General features: G+C 43.8%; 18 protein-coding genes and 1 riboswitch. Of the genes, 9 read left to right on the top strand and 9 right to left on the bottom strand.

Going from position 1 to position 21,354, the window contains the following annotated elements:
- Positions 1-68: 68 nt before the first annotated feature.
- Together F6K64_RS26035 and rfbF are read right to left on the bottom strand one after the other, a co-directional pair.
- Positions 69-1,133 (bottom strand): NAD-dependent epimerase/dehydratase family protein, encoded by a 1,065-nt coding sequence (locus tag F6K64_RS26035; RefSeq protein WP_287266775.1) that lies wholly within the window; start codon positions 1,131-1,133, stop codon positions 69-71.
- Positions 1,057-1,908 (bottom strand): glucose-1-phosphate cytidylyltransferase, encoded by an 852-nt coding sequence (rfbF, locus tag F6K64_RS26030; RefSeq protein WP_008182252.1) that lies wholly within the window; start codon positions 1,906-1,908, stop codon positions 1,057-1,059. Before rfbF ends, F6K64_RS26035 begins: the two co-directional genes overlap by 77 nt.
- Positions 1,909-2,326: 418 nt before the next feature.
- Here rfbF and F6K64_RS26025 point away from each other — a divergent pair, with 418 nt between their 5' ends.
- The 3 genes from F6K64_RS26025 (at position 2,327) to F6K64_RS26020 (ending at position 4,311) form a co-directional block, all read left to right on the top strand.
- Positions 2,327-2,875: a glycosyl hydrolase family 28-related protein gene (locus tag F6K64_RS26025; RefSeq protein WP_044492615.1), complete on the top strand. Its 549-nt coding sequence runs from the start codon at positions 2,327-2,329 to the stop codon at positions 2,873-2,875.
- A gap of 5 nt (positions 2,876-2,880) precedes the next feature.
- On the top strand, positions 2,881-3,012 hold the full coding sequence (locus F6K64_RS39115) for a WecB/TagA/CpsF family glycosyltransferase (protein ID WP_502707928.1): 132 nt from the start codon (positions 2,881-2,883) through the stop codon (positions 3,010-3,012).
- A 204-nt stretch (positions 3,013-3,216) separates the two neighbouring features.
- Entirely contained in the window at positions 3,217-4,311 is a 1,095-nt protein-coding gene (locus F6K64_RS26020; protein ID WP_287266772.1) for a calcium/sodium antiporter, read from the top strand.
- A gap of 54 nt (positions 4,312-4,365) precedes the next feature.
- On the opposite strand, the gene mtnB is transcribed toward F6K64_RS26020, so the two are convergent.
- Genes mtnB through F6K64_RS26005 form a run of 3 tightly spaced genes read right to left on the bottom strand, consistent with a single transcriptional unit; the run spans position 4,366 to position 6,765 of the window.
- The gene (mtnB, locus tag F6K64_RS26015) at positions 4,366-5,049 is read right to left on the bottom strand and encodes a methylthioribulose 1-phosphate dehydratase (RefSeq protein WP_287266771.1); all 684 of its coding nucleotides are present in this window, start codon (positions 5,047-5,049) and stop codon (positions 4,366-4,368) included.
- Between the two features lie 41 nt (positions 5,050-5,090).
- Positions 5,091-6,182, bottom strand: a complete 1,092-nt coding sequence (locus tag F6K64_RS26010) for a RuBisCO large subunit C-terminal-like domain-containing protein (protein ID WP_287266770.1) — start codon at positions 6,180-6,182, stop codon at positions 5,091-5,093.
- Between the two features lie 28 nt (positions 6,183-6,210).
- The gene (locus tag F6K64_RS26005; protein WP_287266805.1) at positions 6,211-6,765 is read right to left on the bottom strand and encodes a 1,2-dihydroxy-3-keto-5-methylthiopentene dioxygenase; all 555 of its coding nucleotides are present in this window, start codon (positions 6,763-6,765) and stop codon (positions 6,211-6,213) included.
- 244 nt (positions 6,766-7,009) lie between these two features.
- On the opposite strand from F6K64_RS26005, the gene ftsH3 reads away from it, so the two are divergent.
- From ftsH3 to F6K64_RS25975, 6 genes are all read left to right on the top strand, one after another.
- The gene (gene ftsH3 / locus F6K64_RS26000) at positions 7,010-8,851 is read left to right on the top strand and encodes an ATP-dependent zinc metalloprotease FtsH3 (RefSeq protein WP_071102234.1); all 1,842 of its coding nucleotides are present in this window, start codon (positions 7,010-7,012) and stop codon (positions 8,849-8,851) included.
- A gap of 284 nt (positions 8,852-9,135) precedes the next feature.
- Positions 9,136-9,232, top strand: a riboswitch (TPP riboswitch).
- 6 nt (positions 9,233-9,238) lie between these two features.
- A complete protein-coding gene (thiC, locus tag F6K64_RS25995) occupies positions 9,239-10,612 on the top strand; it encodes a phosphomethylpyrimidine synthase ThiC (RefSeq protein WP_287266769.1) in 1,374 nt (457 codons plus the stop codon).
- A gap of 475 nt (positions 10,613-11,087) precedes the next feature.
- Entirely contained in the window at positions 11,088-11,804 is a 717-nt protein-coding gene (locus tag F6K64_RS25990) for an iron-containing redox enzyme family protein (RefSeq protein ID WP_287266768.1), read from the top strand.
- A 221-nt stretch (positions 11,805-12,025) separates the two neighbouring features.
- Positions 12,026-12,841, top strand: coding sequence for a serine O-acetyltransferase (gene cysE / locus F6K64_RS25985; RefSeq protein WP_008182271.1), 816 nt, complete (start codon positions 12,026-12,028; stop codon positions 12,839-12,841).
- Between the two features lie 236 nt (positions 12,842-13,077).
- Positions 13,078-14,628 carry an L-lactate permease gene (locus F6K64_RS25980; RefSeq protein WP_287266766.1) on the top strand — a complete coding sequence of 517 codons (1,551 nt, stop codon included), beginning with the start codon at positions 13,078-13,080 and terminating at the stop codon, positions 14,626-14,628.
- 216 nt (positions 14,629-14,844) lie between these two features.
- Positions 14,845-15,216 carry a TFIIB-type zinc ribbon-containing protein gene (locus F6K64_RS25975; protein WP_044492624.1) on the top strand — a complete coding sequence of 124 codons (372 nt, stop codon included), beginning with the start codon at positions 14,845-14,847 and terminating at the stop codon, positions 15,214-15,216.
- Positions 15,217-15,593: 377 nt separating this feature from the next.
- Here the strand turns inward: F6K64_RS25975 and F6K64_RS25970 are convergent, their stop codons facing one another.
- From F6K64_RS25970 to F6K64_RS25955, 4 genes are all read right to left on the bottom strand, one after another.
- Positions 15,594-15,752, bottom strand: coding sequence for a hypothetical protein (locus F6K64_RS25970; RefSeq protein WP_229414429.1), 159 nt, complete (start codon positions 15,750-15,752; stop codon positions 15,594-15,596).
- 27 nt (positions 15,753-15,779) lie between these two features.
- On the bottom strand, positions 15,780-15,965 hold the full coding sequence (locus tag F6K64_RS25965) for a response regulator (protein WP_324616710.1): 186 nt from the start codon (positions 15,963-15,965) through the stop codon (positions 15,780-15,782).
- A gap of 696 nt (positions 15,966-16,661) precedes the next feature.
- On the bottom strand, positions 16,662-17,141 hold the full coding sequence (locus F6K64_RS25960; protein WP_008182281.1) for an MEKHLA domain-containing protein: 480 nt from the start codon (positions 17,139-17,141) through the stop codon (positions 16,662-16,664).
- Between the two features lie 87 nt (positions 17,142-17,228).
- A complete protein-coding gene (locus F6K64_RS25955) occupies positions 17,229-21,314 on the bottom strand; it encodes a CHAT domain-containing protein (protein ID WP_052308422.1) in 4,086 nt (1,361 codons plus the stop codon).
- Positions 21,315-21,354: the final 40 nt, after the last annotated feature.

The raw sequence follows: 21,354 nt of genomic DNA, 5'->3' as shown, positions 1-21,354 counted from the left end.
TTTGGTAATTGGTAATTGGCAATTAGAGTAGGATTACCGATTACCGATTACCAATGACCCAACAACTCCTAAACACTCATGGCTTGTATTTGAGGAGATCTAGGTAGCTCCGTACGCCAACGCAGGGTTTGATCTAATCTTCCAGTGCTAAGTAATTGTTTGATGTGAGCGATACGCTGATACCTCGGTCCCTCAAACTCTTCCAAGGTTAAGCCTACGGTTTGATAAGCCTGGTAGAGTTCTTGAGCTCCCCGAGGGGCATTCCATTGGGGTTTGAATTCGGGTAATGTCCGAATAATCTTACTACAATCAACGCGATAACAGCGCTTATCGGGTCCAGCATCTTTAGCGTATTCAATTTCGCAGCCTGGAACTGTTTCTTTGACAATTTCGGCTAACTCTCGAATCCGATAGTTGTCCTCATTACGTCCCACATTAAAGGCTTGATTGTGTACCACCTCACGAGGTGCCTCCAACACCGCAATAAACGCTTGGGAAATATCTTCAATATGGACAATGGGACGCCAAGGGGTGCCATCGCTCTTGATATACACTTGACCCGTGGTAAATGCCCAAGCCACCAAGTTATTGAGTACTAGATCAAAGCGCAGACGGCGGGAAACACCGTAAGCCGTGGCATTCCGCAGAAAGATAGGACTAAAGTTATTGTCCGCTAACTGAGTAACATCTTGCTCGACACGAACTTTAGAAATGCCGTAAGGAGTGACGGGGTTGAAGGATGATTCCTCAGTCAACCAATCATCACCACCAGCGCCATAGTTACTACAAGACGATGAGAATACGAAGCGCTCGATGCCTGCGGCTTTGGCTAACTTAGCCAAATGAACTGAAGCAGCATGATTGATCTCATAGGTTAAGTCAGGATTGAGATTCCCCAGAGGATCGTTGGAAAGCCCTGCTAAGTGGATTAGAGCATCAAATCCTTCCAGTTCTGTTGCCGTAACGTCACGGATATCCTTTTTTAGCTCTGGAATTTTTCGAATTCCTTCACCAAAGGTACTCTGTTCAAATAAGTCGCTATCAAGACCAAATACATCATACCCTTGAGCTAGTAGCATTGGCACCATGACTGTGCCGATGTAGCCCTTGTGACCAGTTACTAATACTCGCATTATTTTCCTCCCAAATTTTCCAAGGTGCATTGCCACTGTTCCACAGACTTTCTAACCTGCGCTTGTCACGTAAGGTGTCCATGCATTGCCAGAATGAAGTGTGGTGATAAGCGATCAGTTGCCCATCTCTAGCGAGTCGCTCCAGTGGTGCTTTTTCCCACTGGGTGTCATCACCGTCGATATAATCAAAAACTCCGGGCTCTAAAACAAAGAAAGCACCGTTGATCCAGCCTTCTCGGGTTTGAGGCTTTTCAGAGAATTCCGTAATCTGGTTTCCATCTAGTTCTAAGTAACCAAAACGTGCAGGTGGACGTACTGCAGTTAAGGTAGCTAATTTGCCATGGGAACGATGGAATTCCAGGAGCGCATTTAAATTGACATCAGAAACCCCATCTCCCCAAGTGAGCATAAATGTCTGATTGTTTACATAGGGAGCGAGCCGTTTAATCCGACCGCCTGTATTGGTGTAAATACCAGTATCGATTAAATCAACTGTCCAATCCGGTGCTCCACCACCGTGCTGGATGACTTTGCCATTGTTAAGGTTGACCGTTAAGTTACTATTAAGTGAACTATAGTCCACCATGTATTTTTTAATGACTTCTGCCTTATAGCCGAGGGCAATCACAAAATCTTGGAAGCCATAATGGTAATAATGCATCATGATATGCCAGAGGATTGGTCGCCCTCCGATTGCTACCATTGGCTTTGGTTTTGTGTCGGTTTCTTCGGCTAGACGAGTACCGAGACCCCCGGCAAGAATTGCTACTTTCATATGACTGTTGAGACCAAAATCACTAACAACAAAATAACTAACAGGTTTGACTTATAATCCATCATTTTTTTATTAATTTTATGAGGAATAAACCTATCGATGTATCCTATCAAATTCGGTTGACTAATTATCATAATTCCTGAGCGGTGAATTGGTAATTTGTAATTAGTAATTGTTAGTTGGTAGTTAGTAATTCGTAATTGCTAGTTGATGATAAACCATCCCCCATTACGCATTACCAAAAATTCAGGGATTATTGGGAAACTAATTAACCGGACTTGATATCATTCAGTATTTTCAATTAAACCCAAGTTGTACTTAGATCTGTTGCCAGATTGGCTTGAATTAAATTTAACAAAAATTAATTAATTAAAGATGAAAAATTGTGATTTATTTGACAGAAAGTGGTAAGGTAAAAATGCTAAAAACACGATTAACTAAGAACCGGTACCGCTGGATGATCAGTAAAGGTTTGGCAGTACTGCTCCACAAAGCGTTGTTTTTTATACATCTACCGCGTAAATACCAATCCCAAAGACTTAAAAATCTAGTAGGAATTCCTCCCCACCTAGCCACGCTCATGCTCTTCTCCCTAAACCTGTGCAGCCTACTATTGGTGATCGGCTTACCTGCTAGCTTTTCCAGCTTGGTCAGTTCTTCAGTAGCAGCGAATCCCCTCTATCCTTTGGATGCGAACATGGTGAATGTGCGGGATTACGGTGTCAAAGGTGATGGTATTACTGATGACACAGCCGCCATTCGCCTAGCAGTTCAGGATAATCTCACGAAACATCGCACCCTGTTGTTTCCAACAGGAAGCTATTTGGTCAGTGATTCAATGGAGTCGAAGAATCAGAAGGGTGTGTTTGGGGCATTTCTGACTTGGCAAGGTGAAGGCACTGAGAAAAGTATGAGCAAGCTTCAGGAGAAAGCCAAAGGTTTTGGTAATCCTGAGCAGCCCACCTAGTAGAGTTGAAATGTTTGTATAGGCCAATTCAAGAGCCAAGTAGACTCTCGAACCGCTACTACAGTACCATCCCGCCTTTTATCTATCTGTCTTTAAAGCAACTGTTTTTAGAGAGTTTGTTGATAAAAATAATATGAAACAGTTAGCCAATAAATTATTAGGTTAATAACTAAAACTAAACCTAGGTAAACACAGAAAAAAATACCCTTGATATGTGTTATCGTTGAGGTGTTTGCGGTTTAAATAAACCCTAGGTAATTATCAGGGCTAAGTCGAGGTTATAGCAAATTTAATGCTTGATGAAGTAAACTCGTCCTCAATGACTTACTCACACACAGCCAATGAACATAATCACTCTCATTTTATTTATTGCTGGCTTTGTACTTTTGGTTTTTGGGGCCGAAATCTTGGTCAAGGGCGCATCACAGTTGGCGTTGGTAGCAGGTGTCTCCCCCTTAGTGATCGGGCTGACTATAGTCGCTTACTGCACCAGTGCCCCAGAATTAGCCGTAGCATTGCAGTCGAGTTATGACGGACAAGCGGATATTGCCCTTGGTAACATAGTTGGCAGCAACATTGCCAATATTTTGCTAATCTTAGGCATATCTGCAACTATGCTACCCTTGGTTGTATCCCGGCAGTTGGTACGATTAGATGTACCTTTGATGATTGGCATATCATTCCTACTCTTGTTTATGAGCTTGGATGGCCAACTGGGTAGAGTTGATGGCAGCATCCTGTTGGCTGGCGCGATCGCATATACTTTATTCACCATTATTCAGAGTCGCAAGGAAAATCAGGAAATCCCAGACCAGGATACTCCTCAAACCCAATCTCGCCAGTCTCGTACTAGCCTTAAAAAGATAGTTACTCAGTTAGGGCTGATTGTTTTCGGCTTAGGAATGTTAGTACTAGGTTCCCGCTGGCTGATTAATGGGGCTATTGCTCTAGCCAAGATGTTTGGCTGGAGCGAGTTGATTATTGGCTTAACAATTATCGCTGTTGGCACCTCTCTTCCAGAAATTGCCACCTCCATTATTGCCAGTATCCGTGGTGAGCGAGATCTTGCTGTAGGTAACGCTATTGGCAGCAATATTTTTAATATCCTGTTGGTGCTGGGGATGTGTAGCTTGATTGTGCCTGATGGTGTACAGGTGTCAACTCCCGCCCTAAACTTCGACATTCCAGTAATGATTGCAGTAGCGGTGGCTTGTCTGCCAATTTTCTTTACTGGCTATCAAATTTCCCGGTGGGAGGGATTTCTCTTTTTAAGCTATTACGGTGCCTATACCTTGTATTTATTCCTCAACGCCACACAACACCAAGCTTTATCACAGTTTAGTACTATCATGATGACATTTGTCGTACCTCTAACCATAGTTACCCTAGTGATTTTGGTGATGGGCAGTATACGGACTAACATCAAGTCTGGTTGAATAATTGCCGAATTGCTGATTTGTTCCGATTGAGCAATTCGGCAATTGTTTTGGTTAATTCTTGATGGAAGTGGTGCTAAGCTCAATTTGTCGAGCAGCTACCATGTATCTAAAAATATAATCGGCTAACTCCAAGTAGATCTGGGCACGTTCAGTTGAAAACGCCCAAACCGTTATACCGTGGTTCCGAATCAATAGGACATTGACTGATGGCGGTGCAGCCTGAAAGCGATCGCATATCTCACTACTAATGCGAGACACATCTAGATGGTTGACGAATACTGGTACCGTGATTTGGGGGTTCTCCTCCCGTACTCCAAATCCCTTAAGCATTTCTAGCGGTGGCAAAGGCAGGGTATCTTCTTTAGTGAAGCCAGAAACTAAATTCGCCTCAATGGTGTGAACATGATAACAAGCTTTAGCATCTGGGAATAAAGAGTAGATACTTTGATGAATGCTTGTTTCAGCTGAAGGACGAGATTCAGGTGATGGTTTTTCTACCACCCTGCCATCAGCGGCTATGCGAATAAAGTCTTTGCTGCCTAGCTGCCCTTTATGGCATCCACTAGCAGTAATCCAGAAGCTGCCATCGGGCTGTTTAGCCGAGAGGTTACCCGCTGTCCCCACCATCCAACCTAATTGATAGAAGTGACTGGCAGCAGTAATTAAGGTTGGTCTTGGATCAATAGCTGAACGTAATTGCTGGTCATTTCCGATTGAGGAGCTAAGATTAACCATTCTTCCACCGCTGGGATAGCTGTTGTTGTATATCAAAAAAATCATCCCACGGAATGTAGGGCTTCAAAAAATGCTTTAACGCCAGCAGCAGGACCATTGGGATGATCCATAATGCCAGTGCCAGCATTAAGAATGACCTGTTGTCCGTAATCTGCTACAACCTTAGGGACAATCCCAGCATGAATGCCAGCGGAGGGAACAGGAAATACATTACGCGATCGCAAACTATCTCGAATTCGCTTTTCCTCCTCTGGGTCAAAGGGTAAACTACCATAATGGGCAGGATATAGCACCGCATCTGCCCCACCATGAGCCATCAGGGTTCCCAAAACCACTGAGTAAGCCATCCCGTGGTTTGGGGCTCCACACAGGGCTCCTGCTAAGGCGGGATGGGCAAAAATCGGCACATTAATCTCTGGATCAGCAGCTAGGGCTTCTAGGACAGAGAAACCGTAGGTCAAGACATTCAGCAGCAGGGCATTTGCCCCTTCCTTTACCAACGTATGAGCTTTCTCAAGCAATTTGTCAGCCGAACCAGTTACATTAACGGCATAGAGTACGGTGCGCCCAGTTTGCTGTTTTATTTGATCGAGTACCTTACGGCAGACTTCTAGACGTTTCAGGGTTGGTGCTATCTCCAAATCCCCCAGAATCTCATCATCTTTAATAATGTCAAGTCCAGCTCCAGCAACCTCTTGTAAAATCGCTCCATGGTCTTGCGCTGAGAGTCCCAAGGCTGGCTTAAAAATTGCCATAATCAGGGGACGGTCAACTACTCCTAGTCTTTCGCGAATTCCGGTAATTCCGAATTTGGGATGCCTACCGTAGTGTTCTGGCAAGCGCACTGCCATGACTTTAGCTGGTCCTGCCATGGAGTATTTGCCAAAAATCATGGTTAGTAGAGTAGGGATATCGTTTTCCACATTAGCTTCGGGAAAACGGATGGTAGCCAAACCAGAACCATCAGGGTTAATGACACCTTGAACAACAGTACCAAGATGGGAGCGAAACACATTTTCGAGATGGGCAAAACGAGCATTCCAGGTGCCTGCGGTTTGCCCAACAGCAATCACTTTCGCTTGTTTTTCCACATCAACACCGTGAGGAAAGCGGTAGTCAACTTCAATGGACATATTTTCTGAGTTATGAACTGGGATATTATCAAACAGCTACTACCGGCTTCATCCGAATTTCCGTACCCGTGTATTCCGGAACCCAGCCTTCAGTAGTGATAAAGTAGCGCACAGCTTTAACTCGTCGTGATGGGGTCAGATAAAACCAATGTTCAGTATTCGCTGGCACATTAATGTACTCCTCGGGCTGCACAGTCAACTCCATTTGGCTGCCATCAGGACGTACAAACCCAAAAACCCCAACTCCTGCAACTATGTAGCGCACTTCATCATCAGTATGGTAGTGACAATCCTTAAATTTGGAAAGGAGGGCATCAAGATTAGGTATGTCTGGGTACAGTACGATTAAGTCACGGGATTGATAGCCAGCGGTTTCCTTAAGTTGTTCAAAGTAGCTATCTAAAGCTTCCAGTACTGTTTCCTTTTCAATATCACTAAGGGTGTCTTGCTCTAGAAGGGTATGAATTTCTGGGTTGTCCCCTACAGACCAGTGATTTAGCTGAACCTTCAGAGGTGCTAATTCTCCGGCAATATCACTTAGCTCGGTATAAGTTGTACCATCTTCAAGTCGCAAAACCGCCATCATGTACCTCCTGTTGGCTTTTTGGTATCCAAAGTCATCAATTATAATATTAAGCATTGGTTTAGGTCAACCCACACCAGCCATCCAAACACTATTCTTAGGTATCAAAAGGGATAAAACGCTTCCAGAAAGGCTGTTTTAGGATAAAGTCCACCCAGTTTTCCTCAGAAAGGTTAACATAAATTAATATAAGAAGCTAAATTCTATATTTGCCACATCCTCGAATCTATGGAGGTAACAACGAGTGAATAAAAAGTGGAGAAACGCAGGGCTGTATGCACTCCTAGCCATAGTGGTGATCGCCCTTGGTACAGCATTTTTGGACAAACCGTCCCCAAGTCGAGATACGTGGCGGTACGACCAGCTGATTAGCCAAGTCGAGAGCGGCAAGGTGGAAACGGTTAGAATTAGCGCTGACCGCAGTAAAGCGATCGCGATCGCTCAAGATGGTCGTCAGGTAGAGGTCAATCTCCCCAATGACCCACAACTAATCAACCTTTTGAATAATAACGGTGTAGATATTTCAGTTCTACCCCAGAATGATGAAGGCTTCTGGTTCAAGACCTTAAGCAGCTTCTTCTTCCCGATTCTGCTCTTGGTGGGATTGTTTCTATTACTGCGGCGTGCCCAGAATGGCCCAGGTTCTCAAGCCATGAACTTTGGCAAGTCCAAAGCTAGAGTTCAAATGGAACCCCAAACTCAGGTAACCTTTGGGGATGTGGCGGGCATTGAGCAAGCTAAGCTAGAGCTTAACGAAGTAGTAGACTTCCTCAAAAATGCTGACCGCTTCACTGCTATTGGGGCTAAAATTCCCAAGGGAGTCCTACTCGTCGGACCTCCAGGAACCGGTAAAACTCTCTTAGCTCGTGCAGTAGCTGGGGAAGCAGGTGTTCCCTTTTTCTCCATCTCTGGTTCTGAGTTCGTCGAGATGTTCGTAGGGGTTGGTGCTTCTCGGGTGCGGGACCTATTTGAGCAAGCCAAGAACAATGCTCCGTGTATTGTATTCATTGATGAAATCGATGCTGTGGGGCGTCAGCGGGGTGCCGGTTTAGGCGGTGGTAATGATGAACGGGAGCAAACCCTAAACCAGTTGCTGACTGAAATGGATGGGTTTGAAGGCAATACCGGTATTATTATTATTGCTGCTACCAACCGCCCAGATGTTCTTGATGCTGCCCTACTACGCCCTGGTCGTTTTGATCGACAAGTAGTAGTAGACCGTCCTGATTATGCCGGACGTTTGGAAATTCTCAACGTTCATGCTCGTGGTAAAACCCTTGCCAAAGATGTGGATCTCGAAAAGATTGCCCGTCGGACCCCTGGTTTCACCGGAGCAGATTTATCCAACTTGCTCAATGAAGCAGCAATTTTGGCAGCCCGTCGCAACTTAACCGAAATCTCGATGGATGAGGTGAATGATGCCATTGACCGGGTGCTTGCAGGGCCAGAGAAGAAAGACCGGGTGATGAGCGAGAAACGCAAAACCCTGGTAGCGTTCCACGAAGCAGGTCACGCCCTTGTTGGTGCTTTAATGCCCGATTATGACCCAGTGCAGAAAATTAGCATTATTCCTCGGGGTCGTGCTGGTGGTTTGACTTGGTTCACCCCTAGCGAAGACCGGATGGATTCAGGCATGTTTTCCCGTTCTTACCTGCAAAATCAGATGGCAGTGGCCTTAGGTGGTCGGATTGCTGAAGAAATTATCTTCGGTGAAGAAGAAGTGACCACAGGTGCTTCCAATGACTTGCAACAGGTGACTCGGGTGGCACGGCAGATGGTGATGCGCTATGGTATGAGCGATCGCCTTGGCCCAGTTGCCCTAGGACGGCAGAATGGCAGTATGTTCCTAGGTCGGGATATTGCCTCAGACCGGGATTTCTCAGATGCCACAGCATCAACCATTGATGAAGAGGTTCGCAAGCTAGTTGATGAAGCCTACGAACGGGCTAAGAATGTAATTCTTGGCAATAAGCACATCCTCGATAAGCTTGCTGAAATGCTGATTGATAAAGAAACCGTAGATGCTGAGGAACTCCAAGAGATTCTAAGCACTAACGATGTCAAGATGGCTGCGATCGCTCTTTAAAACACTGCGATGTGGGCAATCACCTAGGTGAATACAATGGTGAATAAAATAGCCTCTAGCCATTAATCATCGGTAACAGGACACCGTAACAGGACAGTGTAACTAAGCACTGTCCTGTATTATTTTGAGATTAAATCTTAAAAAAAAATAATGATATAACTATTCCTGTTCAAAATTCCATAAGCTAATCTAAATAATCTCGAATTCCATAGATTCCCCACGTGTGAATCTATGGCAAGGAGCGCGATCCTAAATCCGAAGGATTTTTTTGTAATACTATAATCAAACCAAGCTAGGGGTGCCTGAGAAACCAGGCTGAGATTACACCCTTAGAACCTGAGTCCGGTTAATACCGGCGGAGGGAAGCTGTGATCGAGGAAATTAAATATGCGTATTGAATGGGTTGCCAAGCGCCGTGGTCAGAGCAATGTGACTCAAATGTACTATGCTCGCCAGGGTCTCCTGACAGAAGAGATGCACTACGTAGCCCAGCGGGAAAACCTTCCCGTTGAGCTGATCAAAGATGAAGTGGCACGGGGGAGAATGATTATCCCCGCCAATATCAACCACACTAACCTAGAGCCAATGTGTATTGGTATCGCCTCCAAATGTAAGGTGAATGCCAATATCGGTGCCTCCCCCAACTCTTCTAATCTTGATGAAGAGCTAGAGAAGGTTAACTTGGCCGTGAAGTACGGGGCCGATACCGTTATGGACTTGTCTACAGGCGGTGGCAACTTGGATGAGATTCGTTCCGCCATCATTAATGCCTCACCTGTACCCATTGGCACGGTACCCGTTTACCAAACCTTAGAAAGTGTCCACGGCAAGGTGGAAAACCTTACTGCCGATGACTTTCTCCACATAATTGAGAAGCACGCTCAGCAAGGAGTTGACTATCAAACCATCCACGCTGGCATTTTGATTGAACATCTGCCTTTGGTCAGAAACCGGCTAACCGGCATTGTTTCTCGTGGTGGTGGTATCCTAGCCAAGTGGATGCTCCATCACCACAAGCAAAATCCCCTCTATACCCACTTTGACGACATTATCGAGATTTTCAAGAAATACGATGTCTCCTTCAGCTTAGGGGATTCCCTGCGTCCTGGCTGCACCCATGATGCATCTGATCAAGCCCAGTTAGCAGAATTGAAAACATTGGGGCAGTTGACTCGTCGTGCTTGGGAACATGATGTACAGGTAATGGTAGAAGGACCTGGTCATGTGCCAATGGATCAAATTGAGTTCAATGTCAAAAAGCAGATGGAAGAGTGTTCAGAAGCACCTTTCTATGTCCTAGGACCACTAGTGACAGACATTGCTCCTGGATATGACCATATCACCTCTGCCATTGGGGCAGCTTTAGCTGGCTGGTACGGTACCGCCATGCTGTGCTATGTAACCCCGAAAGAACATTTGGGACTGCCCGATGCTGAAGATGTCCGCAATGGATTAATTGCCTACAAGATTGCTGCTCATGCGGCGGATATTGCCAGGCATCGTCAAGGAGCACGGGACCGGGATGATCAACTCTCCATTGCTCGCTACAACTTCGACTGGAACCGCCAGTTTGAACTTTCCCTTGACCCCGAACGAGCTCGGGAATACCATGATGAAACCCTACCAGCAGATATCTATAAGACAGCAGAGTTTTGTTCCATGTGTGGACCAAAGTTCTGCCCCATGCAAACTAAAGTTGATGCTGATGCCTTGACTGAACTAGAAAAGTTCTTGGCGAAAGAACCTGCCCATCAAGGCTAATTCAATCATCAATAAACTAAACCTTTTAAAAACCCGGTTTCCTAGGAGAAGCCGGTTTTTTTTTGACTTTTACTGCCACTTACCTATTAGAGCGCTACGGGCTGGGAATCGGGAATCGGGAATCGGGAATCGGGAATCGGCAATAGGAAATACGCAATAGGGAATAGGGAATAGCAAATAGGGAATAGGCCATAGGGAATAGGCAATATAAAAGCCAAGTTACACAGCTTTTAGCAATTATCAGATCACCATTATTTGTAAATAAAATAGCGCGTATTTATACCTATAAAAAAATAACTATATGTAGCATTTTTTAAGCTATTTTATATAAATTTGATAATTATAACTCATCTCATAAAATTAGATGCTTCACAGCTGATTAACCAGTTAATTTAAGATAAAACTCAGGAAATTTTCAGATTAGCGAATGATGGTAGTTATAGAGCTAAGATAAAACACACAAAGGATCAAAAAAATGACAACTCGTGATGAATTTTGGACGATAGCAGATCATTCTCGACTGGAAGCTGAATATCTAGCTGATAAGAAACTGCAATATTTACAACATGCCCCACTGTCAGCTTTACAGCAGATATGTATCCAGTACCGTCATTTTACGAAAGAGTTTCCTGATAATTTGGCGATTCTAATTTCAAAAGCTCCTTATGGAAAATTTAAAAGCTTAACCGCTGAGATACTAGCAGAAGAGTTAGGTGAAGGAGATCATGAGAATAATCATCTCCAACTATGGGATAACTATCTGTTAAGCATTGGTATAAATCAAGATTTATTTGATGACTCTCTTAGCGAAGAAAATAAAATTTTGCTTGATGAGATCAAGCAACTAACTTTAAGCAAGCCTACCACCTATGTTATTGGATTATGTGGCATGGGTGGAGAGTGTCTTTGTCAAGTTTATCTCTCTACTATGTACAAATATCTTGTCAAAAACCCATATATCAAAGAAAACAAACACACCATTGATTGGGATTTTTGGAACTTTCATGTTGGCGAAGCTGATATTATCCATCGTCAAAAGGTCAGAGATGCCATTAATGAGATAGTTGATGCGGATCCATCTACCGTAGATCATTTAACAGCTGGCTATCAGAAAGCCAAACATAATTGGGATACATTTTGGACGAATAACTACAAATTAGCCATGACTAAGCAGATGGCAGCTGTAAATTGAGTGAATAATTGAGTGAAATAGAAGTAAGTAGAGTCCATCAATCAAATCACTCTACTACTTCAAAATACCCAATAATAACAAATTGGCTCGATAGTTTATTATAGCAGTTGGCAATTTAATCAGGTACACCTTAAAACCCTGAACGACACACAGGACAAGGAAAAGCAAAAAAGCCGATGCCTGATAGCTCACTGCTAACTGCTATATTAGCTTGACTCAAAATGAAACAAAAATCAGAAATGAAGCATTCTCTTGAAGCTTTGAAGAAACATGGCCAAACCACAGCTTCATCTACTTTAGGCTTGTGGGATTCTATTCGAGCAGATTTTGAGGCTGTGTTTGAGAAAGATCCTGCTGCTTCCTCTTGGCTTGAGGTGTTAACTTGCTATCCAGGCTTACAGGCAGTGACGGTTCATCGCTTTGCTCATATCTTATATCGCCACCGTTTATTTTGGCTGTCTCGCTTCGTATCCTACATTGTCCGTTGGCTAACAGGAATTGACATTCATCCAGGTGCTACCCTTGGTCGGGGCATATTTATTGATCACGGTACAGGTGTAGTAATTGGGCAAACCGCCATCGTTGGAGATGGAACCTTAATTTATCAAGGCGTTACTTTAGGTGGCACTGGCAAACAACTAGGTAAACGTCATCCGACTGTGGGAAAAAATGTAATCGTCGGAGCGGGAGCAAAAATTCTTGGGGACATTGAAATTGGTAACAATAGCCGTATTGGAGCAGGCTCAGTAGTTTTACGGTCTGTTCCTAATGACTGCACTGTTGTTGGGATTCCGGGACGAATAGTTAGGCAATTCGCCCAGCCGATTAGTCCACTTGCTCACAGTAACATCCCTGATCCAGTAGCTAATGTGGTTGATAAACTTATCCAAAGGATAGATGAGTTGGAAATCAAACTAAAGCAATTACAGCAGTTTAGAGAAATGGAGTTCACCGAAAAGCTGTTGTGTCAAGATCAAGCTATCAACTTATCTCACAATACTAATTTAAATAGTCGTCAGCTAGCAAAAGTAGATTAACTGTAAGCATTCAGCCGTCAGCTATCAGCTAATGCGCTGCGCGCACGCTACTTGAGGTGCTAGCAGGCGCTTTAACTCCACAGGGTCGGATCAGTACGAGCAGGGATTTTCAACCAGCCGTACCAGCACCCCCCAGCTTTTTTACTACCTCCCGTTGATTAGCATGATAGCTGACGGCTGACGGCTGATAGCTGAATGCTTACGATTAACTTTTGTTAATACAGGAGACAAATGTCTTGGAAATCATAATTGCTACTATGCCCTTGTGGGTAGCCATAGTAATGCTAGTGGTATTGCAGCGACCAAGCCAACAGGCAGGAATTGCTACTTTGATAGCTGCTATCGGATCAACACTACTATTTCCTGTTTTTCGTTTGTTTCCTGGGCAATTACTACTTGCTTTGGTGAAGGGACTTGCGACATCACTATCAGTATTCTATGTCCTATTTCCCAGTTTGCTACTTTACTATCTGCTCAAGTCTGTAGATGGTATGAGCCTTTTAGGACGGGGTATTGCTCGTTTAGTTCCTGAGCGAGACTTGCAGGTGTTGCTGCTAGTGATTGGGTTCGCTCCTTTTGCCGAGTCAGTTAGTGGATTTGGAGTTGGTACCATTTTAGTTATTCCACTGTTTCTCGCATTAGGTTATAGTTCTGCTCAGTCAGCTATACTGGGTATTTTGGGTCAAATGGCTGTACCTTGGGGAGGGCTAGCCATAGGTACACTTCTTGGAGCAGAAATAACTAATCTAGATCCTAGTATTCTAGGTTCGACTACTGCTCTTTTGACTGCTCCTCTGCCCGTAGTTTACGGACTGGTGGCACTAGCAGTGAGTGGCGGAAAGAAATCCGTGCAACGCCGATGGCCAGAAGCGATCGCTGCCGGAGTGGTTCTTACCATAGGAGTTTGGGGGTTCAGTTGGATTCCTGGGGTTGAACTGGCCGGTGTACTTGGGAGCACAGTGGTGATGTCATTCTTAGTGGTGTGGGCAAACCGAAAACTATTTCATAAACTATTTCATAAGGCAAAACGAAAAAGAACAGTAAATCTAGTCAACAGTGCCCGTAATAGTTCCGAAAAAACGGCTCATGATTCGGCTGAGCATGGTATTACTAAAGTATCCCTCGGGCAGGTAATAGCTCCCTACGGGATTCTGACAGCAATTCTGCTGATTTCTCGCTTAGTTGTTCCTCTAAAAATTTGGCTGAAGAGTCATTTTGTGATATCAATAGCTGCCATCAATCTAAATCTACCCCTGCTTTACAACCCAGGCTTTTATTTACTTTTGACAGCTTTGGCTACAGTCACAATTTTGGGAACAGTCGTACACAAACTGCGAGTGATAACAATACAAGCTTGGCAACAATTTATCCCTGGAGCCATAGCACTCGCCTGTTTTCTAGCAGCTTCTCAAGTTATGCAAGCCAGTGGCATGATAGCTAGTCTAGGCATGGCCGCAGCAACACTTGGTGACAAGTATATATGGGTTGCACCTTGGTTAGCTGCTCTAGGAGGCTGGATTACTGGTTCAAATACTGCGAGTAATGCCCTACTTTCCCAATTACAACAAGAGGTAAGCATTCAGTCTGGCTTACCACTACAGTGGCTGATGGGAGCTCAGAATGGAGCTAGCGCCCACGCCACGATGATTTCACCTGCTCGTGCTATTATTGCTGCCACTGCTGTTGGGTGGTCTGGAGCTGAAGTCTTCTTGCTCCGGCAGATGGGACTAGTAGTTCTAGGAGCAGTGGCAGTTATTATGTCACTTCTGGTTTTGGCTGTACCATAAAATCTCTATTTTTAGATAGAGTAAGTATCAAATAAATAACTGAACATAAATTATGTTAAATTTATGTTCTCTTGGTTAATAAACTTAAAGTTGCTCAAACCCTTTCTGTTCCAAGATACCCGATCCCTGCTCCGAAGTTCCCTGCTCTGAACAGTCAACTTGAATTATGTCTGGCTACCGAGTATGATATGTAAATCCTAGAGATGGTTGAGCGAAATGACCCAGCTGAAATGCCCTAAATGTCAAGGAACCTTAGAAGCAGTTGTGTATTCAACGATTCCTGTAGACCGCTGCACCAGTTGTCAAGGGATCTGGTTTGATTCCATGGAAGCTCAAATGTTGAAGGAGATAAAAGGTTCCGAGATTATAGATACAGGTGACCCGAAAACAGGGAGTAACTTTAATAAAATTAGAGATATCAATTGCCCGAAATGCCAGACAAAACTGACCAAAATGGTTGATATAAAACAGACTCATATTCGGTATGAAAAATGCCCGGTATGCTATGGTCTCTGGTTTGATGCTGGTGAATTTAAGGATTATAAGGAAGAGGTAATAGCAGACTTTTTTAAGGATATCTTTAGCTAATTAATAGGCTAATTAATAGGCTAATTAATAGGCTAAGTAGCAATTTTTAATGTCAATTAATTTGCTGCCACTGGGAAAACCTATGGGAAAAGGTAGTAGCTTGACCAGGATGCTAATTTCCCTGATCAAGCAGGTTCAAAATACTCAAGTCGGAAATGATCAGGTCTATTCGGCTGGTTTAGGTAAAGTGATGATAAATTCACTATATGCTCCCACTTCAGTTTCCAGCTTCAAGGTTCCTCCCTGACTGCCTGACACATCTGTGTGAAAACCAAACAGATCAGGTTCTACACTTTAAAGACCGAATACGGGAAAACCAAATCTGGTCGTAGTAATCATCCTCAGCTTTATGGCATGCAAAGCACGGTTGCGGATCTTTAGGTAACAACGGTACTGGCCCGACTGAGTTGCCTACCTTTATTGACTACTCCTTTGAGCCAGCGCAGACCAATTTTGAGATAGCTTAGACCTCGTTTCCAATGGGGATCTACCTGCCTCCTTCTGCCTTGAAGTTGAACAGCCGAAGACGCAATCACTACTTTTGAGTGCAATTGGGGGGATTGTCATAACTGTCGGATCATCTCAAAGCCATCCATCTGTGGCATCAACAAGTCAGTGATAATCAGGTCTGGTGAAAATGCTGTGGCTTCGTCTAAAGCCTCTTGACCACTGCTAGCTTCGATCAGTTCAAATCCCAGGGGAGCCAGCAGATTGACAATCACCCAGCGATTTTCCTGTTTATCATCCACCACCAGAATGCAATACCAAGTAGGGTTCTAGTGCCAGATTCGATTGACTCAGTGATGGGATAGCCTGGAGCTGTAATCATTATGGGTTAGAATCATTGAACAACATGGACTTCTGTGAGGCCAGTTACATATAGAGTTCCCGGCTAGTCCGACCCAAATAACGGCTTTGTACTTGTAGGGGGATGATTTATGGAGATCGGTAAGAGACGGGAAGTGGGGGAAGATACTGCAAGAAGGGGAAGTAAGCGGTGAGGTATCTAATCTGAATTAGCACGTAAGCATTCAGCTATCAGCTATCAGCTATTAGCTTGCATAGGTAAGCCTTCGTTTAATCTCTGTTAGGTCAGCTGTTCGGGTAGCGTGGCCACAAGCCAAGGGCTTTTACCCAGACTTTCAATTATCATTAATCTCGAATTATTAAATTCTCCCGTTTGTGCATTGCGCATAGGCGCACGCTACGCGAACGGCGCACGCTATGGGAACGAGGTTTGTTTTAAGCTGACAGCTGACAGCTGACAGCTGACGGCTGTCAGCTTACATTAGCACTAGGAATTAGCACTATTAATGCTACAAATGATTTCTTTGATTGAATCCCTAAGGGGGCAGGGGTGCTCAAGAGCAAGGGAGAGGACTTTGAAGTTTTTCCCCCTTACTCAAAAATAGATAAAAAATAGACAATTTAAGTGGCCAACATCGTCAATTAATCCGTATCCACTGGGAAAATGTAGCCCCTTGACCACAATAGTTATTTTCCTCATCAATGAGATTCCAGACGATAAAATCTGAAATCTGGAACCGTTTACCAGTGCTAGAAATGCGGACACCTTGATAGTTGCTAATATAGCCCTGGGTTGTGACTTGGTTAAGCAAGCGTAAGCGCTCCTCCCTTTCCATTGGCTCAGCTGAATATCTCGAAGGCATCTGAGTCAATTGGTTCCAATCCATTTCCCACAATTCTAAACCTTTCCGATTGCCATAGTTTAGAATGGGGTCTGATTCAGTGTTGTGAGAGTAGACGACAAAGGGAGCTTCAAATAGTGCCTGTGCAATTTCCATAGGTGAGCCACTGGTATCGATTAGAGAACGCCCTGTCCAATGATGAAAGCTATGGATTAGACGTTGGCTCTGGCGAATTACGGCGTCTTGTTGCCAAGGAAATTGGAGCTCAGTGTTCATCGGTTTATTATTCTGTACAGATTTATCACCCTTAGGGAACTATAGTAATCCAAAACTCTGTGATTCTGAACTCCTGCAACTCCTTGATTACTCGGCTTCCCCAATCAGAGTAAAAGCCGCCCATTCCACTGGATTTGGGTACTGTTTAAGAGTCGTAAGCATGGCTTGACGTAGAGCAACTGCTTTGTCAGGTGTTTGTTGTAGCTGGCGATAGAATTCAATCATCAGGTCAGCTGTGGAGTCATCAGGTACTTTCCAGAGGGAAACAACCACACTGGGTACACCAGCAGCCACTAAAGAACGGGATAATCCAATCACGCCATCACTGGTAACTCGACCTCTACCAGTGTTGCAAGCGCTTAAAACTACTAACTCAGCACTAAGCTTGAGGTCGAGTATTTCACTAGCACTGAGAAAACCTTTATCTGTTTTAGTCGGAGCAAGGGCGATCGCTCCTGGTAAACCTAATCCCTGGAAGTCATTCAGTAAGCCGTGAGTAGCTAGATGTATGATCTTTGCCTTTGACATTTGCTCAACAACTGATTTCTTGGTGGCTTGATTGCCAATCAGGGCTTGAGTATTGAACATCTCAGCGATCGCTAGCGCTTCTGTTTCTGTTCCAGGAAGAGGGGGCAAACCTTGAGGCATCGTGGGATTACCAATTACTAGCATCTCTTCTCCAGAAACTAGTTGCCGTTGCTGGTTAGTTAAATCCAGCACCTGAATCGAGGGAGCAGTGAGCATAGTATGTTTTTCGATCAGGTATTGACCAGAAGCGTCTTGTAGTGCTGGGAAAGGTACTAGAAACAAGGATTCGTGGGGAATAAAGGTTACACGAGCTTCGGGATTTGTAGGTAAGAGTTCGGCAATTGGTTCAATGAGCAGTTGATGCAGTTGTTTTAATTGTTCAGTTTGACCAGCTCTCTCTGTTTTAGTCAATCTTTCTCTGGGAACTAAATCAACTAGGGATGGGCTTCTTCTGAAAAAAATTGATTTACGAGTGATAACAACCAATTCTTTCAGAGATGTATCTAGATTAGTTAAATCAACCTGACGAAAAGCGATTTTACCTCTAGGGTTAATTACCCAAATGTAAAGCTCTTTGTCTTCAAGTTGGCGCACACCTTCGGCTTCGACGACTTCTTTGATAAGAGAGTATAAAACTATTGTCGAGTTTTGTTCTTCAGTAATTTTTTTTATTTGTTTGATATTCGGAGGGGCAATCGGTTTATTAGTTTTGAGGTTTGATTCAGACTCTGATAAACCTCTCGCTAATAGTTCAACAAAGGCTCTTGCTCGTCCTCTTTCAGTAATTTCTAGGGCTTGATTGAATTGTTTTCGATCTACTAAATACTCTTGTAAAGCGCTATAAGTTGTTTGATGAGTTTCAAAAATGGATACTCTCTCAAGGTCATTGCTGCCTAAGTTTGACCGCAAAGACTCCCAAATTTCAATGGCAGCAAATAGAGCCTCATTTGCTTCTTTAGGATTTCCGGCTTTGTAGAGAGCATCACCTAAGTTGCTTAAAGCTCGTCCCTTGGCGTGGCGATCACCTAGTTGCTTGGCAATTTTTAAACTCTGGCGTTGGTAGTTTACTGCTTGGTTGTAGTCTTCTAGAGCATAGTAAATTATTCCCAAATTTTCTAGGGCTACTAACTGTCCATAGTTATCTTGCAATTTTTGTGCGATCGCTAAACTCTGCTGAGAGTATTCAATTGCTTGGTTATAGTCGGTCAGGGTATAGTACACCAAGCTCAAATTAGATAATGCTCTTGCCTTTCCAGGTAGGTGATCGGATGTTTTAGCGATCGCTAAACTTTTTTCTTTGTATTCAAGTGCTTTGGTATATTCCTTCTTAGCGTAGTAAGCTAATCCGATATTGCTTACTATATTCCTTTCCATCTCAGACTCATCGGTTGAGTTTACTAGTTCTAGACCCTGTTTATAGTATTCAATAGCTTTGTCATAGTTTCCTATTGCACCATAAGCTGCTCCTAAACCACTTAAAGCTTGCGGTTTTCTTCTTAAGTTTGGGTCTGATTGGGCAAGAGTAAAATGCTGTTTATGATAGTCTAGAGCTTTGCCATAATCTCCCAAAATATAGTAAGTTACTCCGAGGTTATGTAGAGCTTTTGATTCTCGCAAGTTATCACCAATTTTTCGTGCAAATTCTAAATTTTTATGATAGCATTCAGCAGCTTTAGTGTAATCTTTTGCACCAACTTGTCTAGAAAATCCTTGAGGATTTATGAGCAATTGTTCTTCTGCCAGACACTCTGTAATTTCCAGTACCAGGATTGTCAGTCGTTCTAGTCCAATTGCTTGAGTCTTGTTTAACCTCTTGCTCTGATTGACCGCCAAATCTGATCGATTAACCTGGCTTGGCAAGGCAGAGTTTTGATTGTCTGACCTTCCTGATGGTGTTGTTGGGGAAGGATTTGAAGGATTTACAGGATTTACAGGTCCAAGAATTTCTCTTCTTGGAGATTCAGGTGGTAGTAGTGCTTGATTCTCTAACTGTGGTTGTGGTGGTAGGGAAGAATTTGAAAGATTTACAGGATTTACAGGTCCAAGAATTACTGTTGTTGGAGGTTGTGGTGGTCGTAGTGGTGGAAAATCTGACTGTAGTTGTGGTGGTAGCGGTGGTAATGGCTTTGGGTCGATGACTGAAGGAGGTTCAATCATGGGTGGATCTAGATCTAAAAAAGGTGGAGGTTCAGGTGCTGGTGAGACTTGAGATTCTGAACTTTGTATAGTATAATTCTGGTTTCTGAAATCTAGAATGGAAATAATAGTAGAAGTAGCAGTAACATTTCCTTTACTGATGTCACTACCAGCAACAAGAGTAACGTTGCCACTGTCACCATTACCACTAGCAGCATTTATATCACCAGCATTAATAGTTCCCTCGGTAGCGAATAATTGAACCTCTCCTCCTTTACCTTTCACAGAGGAAGAATCAACTACGCCAGCACTAGTATCAATACTTCCTCTATCGCTAACGGCAGTAATATCACCACCATCACCATTATTACTGGAAGCCTTGAGACTCCCGGTAGTGATATTACCTTCTGCTTTCAGGTCAATATTTCCACTATCACCACTTACCGCCGTTGAATCCAGTGTGCCACTACTAGTATCAATCTCTCCTTCTCTACTATTGAGGAAAATTCTTCCACCATCGGAAGTAATTGATGCTGTCCGAATATTACCGTCTGCTTCAATAACTACTTGCTTACCAGCGCTGATATCCTGGACCACCACATCACCATCTTCCACCTGGATACCAGAACCTATCAGTTGTACTGTACCCTCACGATTTACCTCAATTCCTGTAGCATCACCGCCGCCAACTGTCAGCAGTTCCGGTAGGGAAAGGGGAGTGAAGGGAACAGTGGCAGAGGGGGAAACTTCTAAACTGAGAATATTACCTGGCTGGGAAATACGGAGTAAATTTTCTCCAGGCACAGCCTCAATAGTAACTTGACCACCAGATGCAGTAAGAGTGCCATTACTGATCACAGTACCACCTACTAAGGTTAAATTCTGCCCCTCTTTAACTGCTAAATCAGCTAAATTGATGATCCCACCTGGTTGGGAGACAGCAAAATCAAAAGTATTGGGCTTGCCTACCAAAGAAGCATAGTCATTGCTACCAATAGCGTTAAACCAGCCGCCATCAAAACCAATACCAGTAGCGGTGGTGGCGGTAAAAGAAGCAGGTAGATCGATGCTGGCACCAGGACCAAAGACAATCCCGGCGGGGTTGATCAGGAATAAATTTGAATTACCCCCTGTAACCTGGATTAAGCCATTAATGACAGAAGCATCACCACCAGTGACTCGCCCTAGGATATTTTGGATATTAGGATTAGAGAGAAAGATGGCAATCTGACCTTCACTCAGACCAAATTTCTGGAAGCTGTGAAACAGATTCGCACCATCTCCCGACAGCTTACCGCCATCAATGTTGAATTGGTTACCCTCAGGGTTGACAACAGTACCAGTACCATCGTTGGCTTCAACTATCGGTTGCGCCTGCACAGGGGTTGGCAACGGGGAACAGGTCAAATAGGTTGAAGAACAAACAAGCAGGAAAAACTTACTTGCTGCCCATCTTCCCTTACCAATGATCTGGCTCAACCGGTGAAGACAGCTCAATGTTAGTCTCATCAGTGATAGAATTCCTATGGAATCTGGTTCGAATACCCCC

The organism is Moorena sp. SIO3A2, assembly GCF_010672265.1.
Classification (GTDB): domain Bacteria; phylum Cyanobacteriota; class Cyanobacteriia; order Cyanobacteriales; family Coleofasciculaceae; genus Moorena; species Moorena producens.
This window is presented reverse-complemented; position numbering and strand designations above follow the sequence as displayed.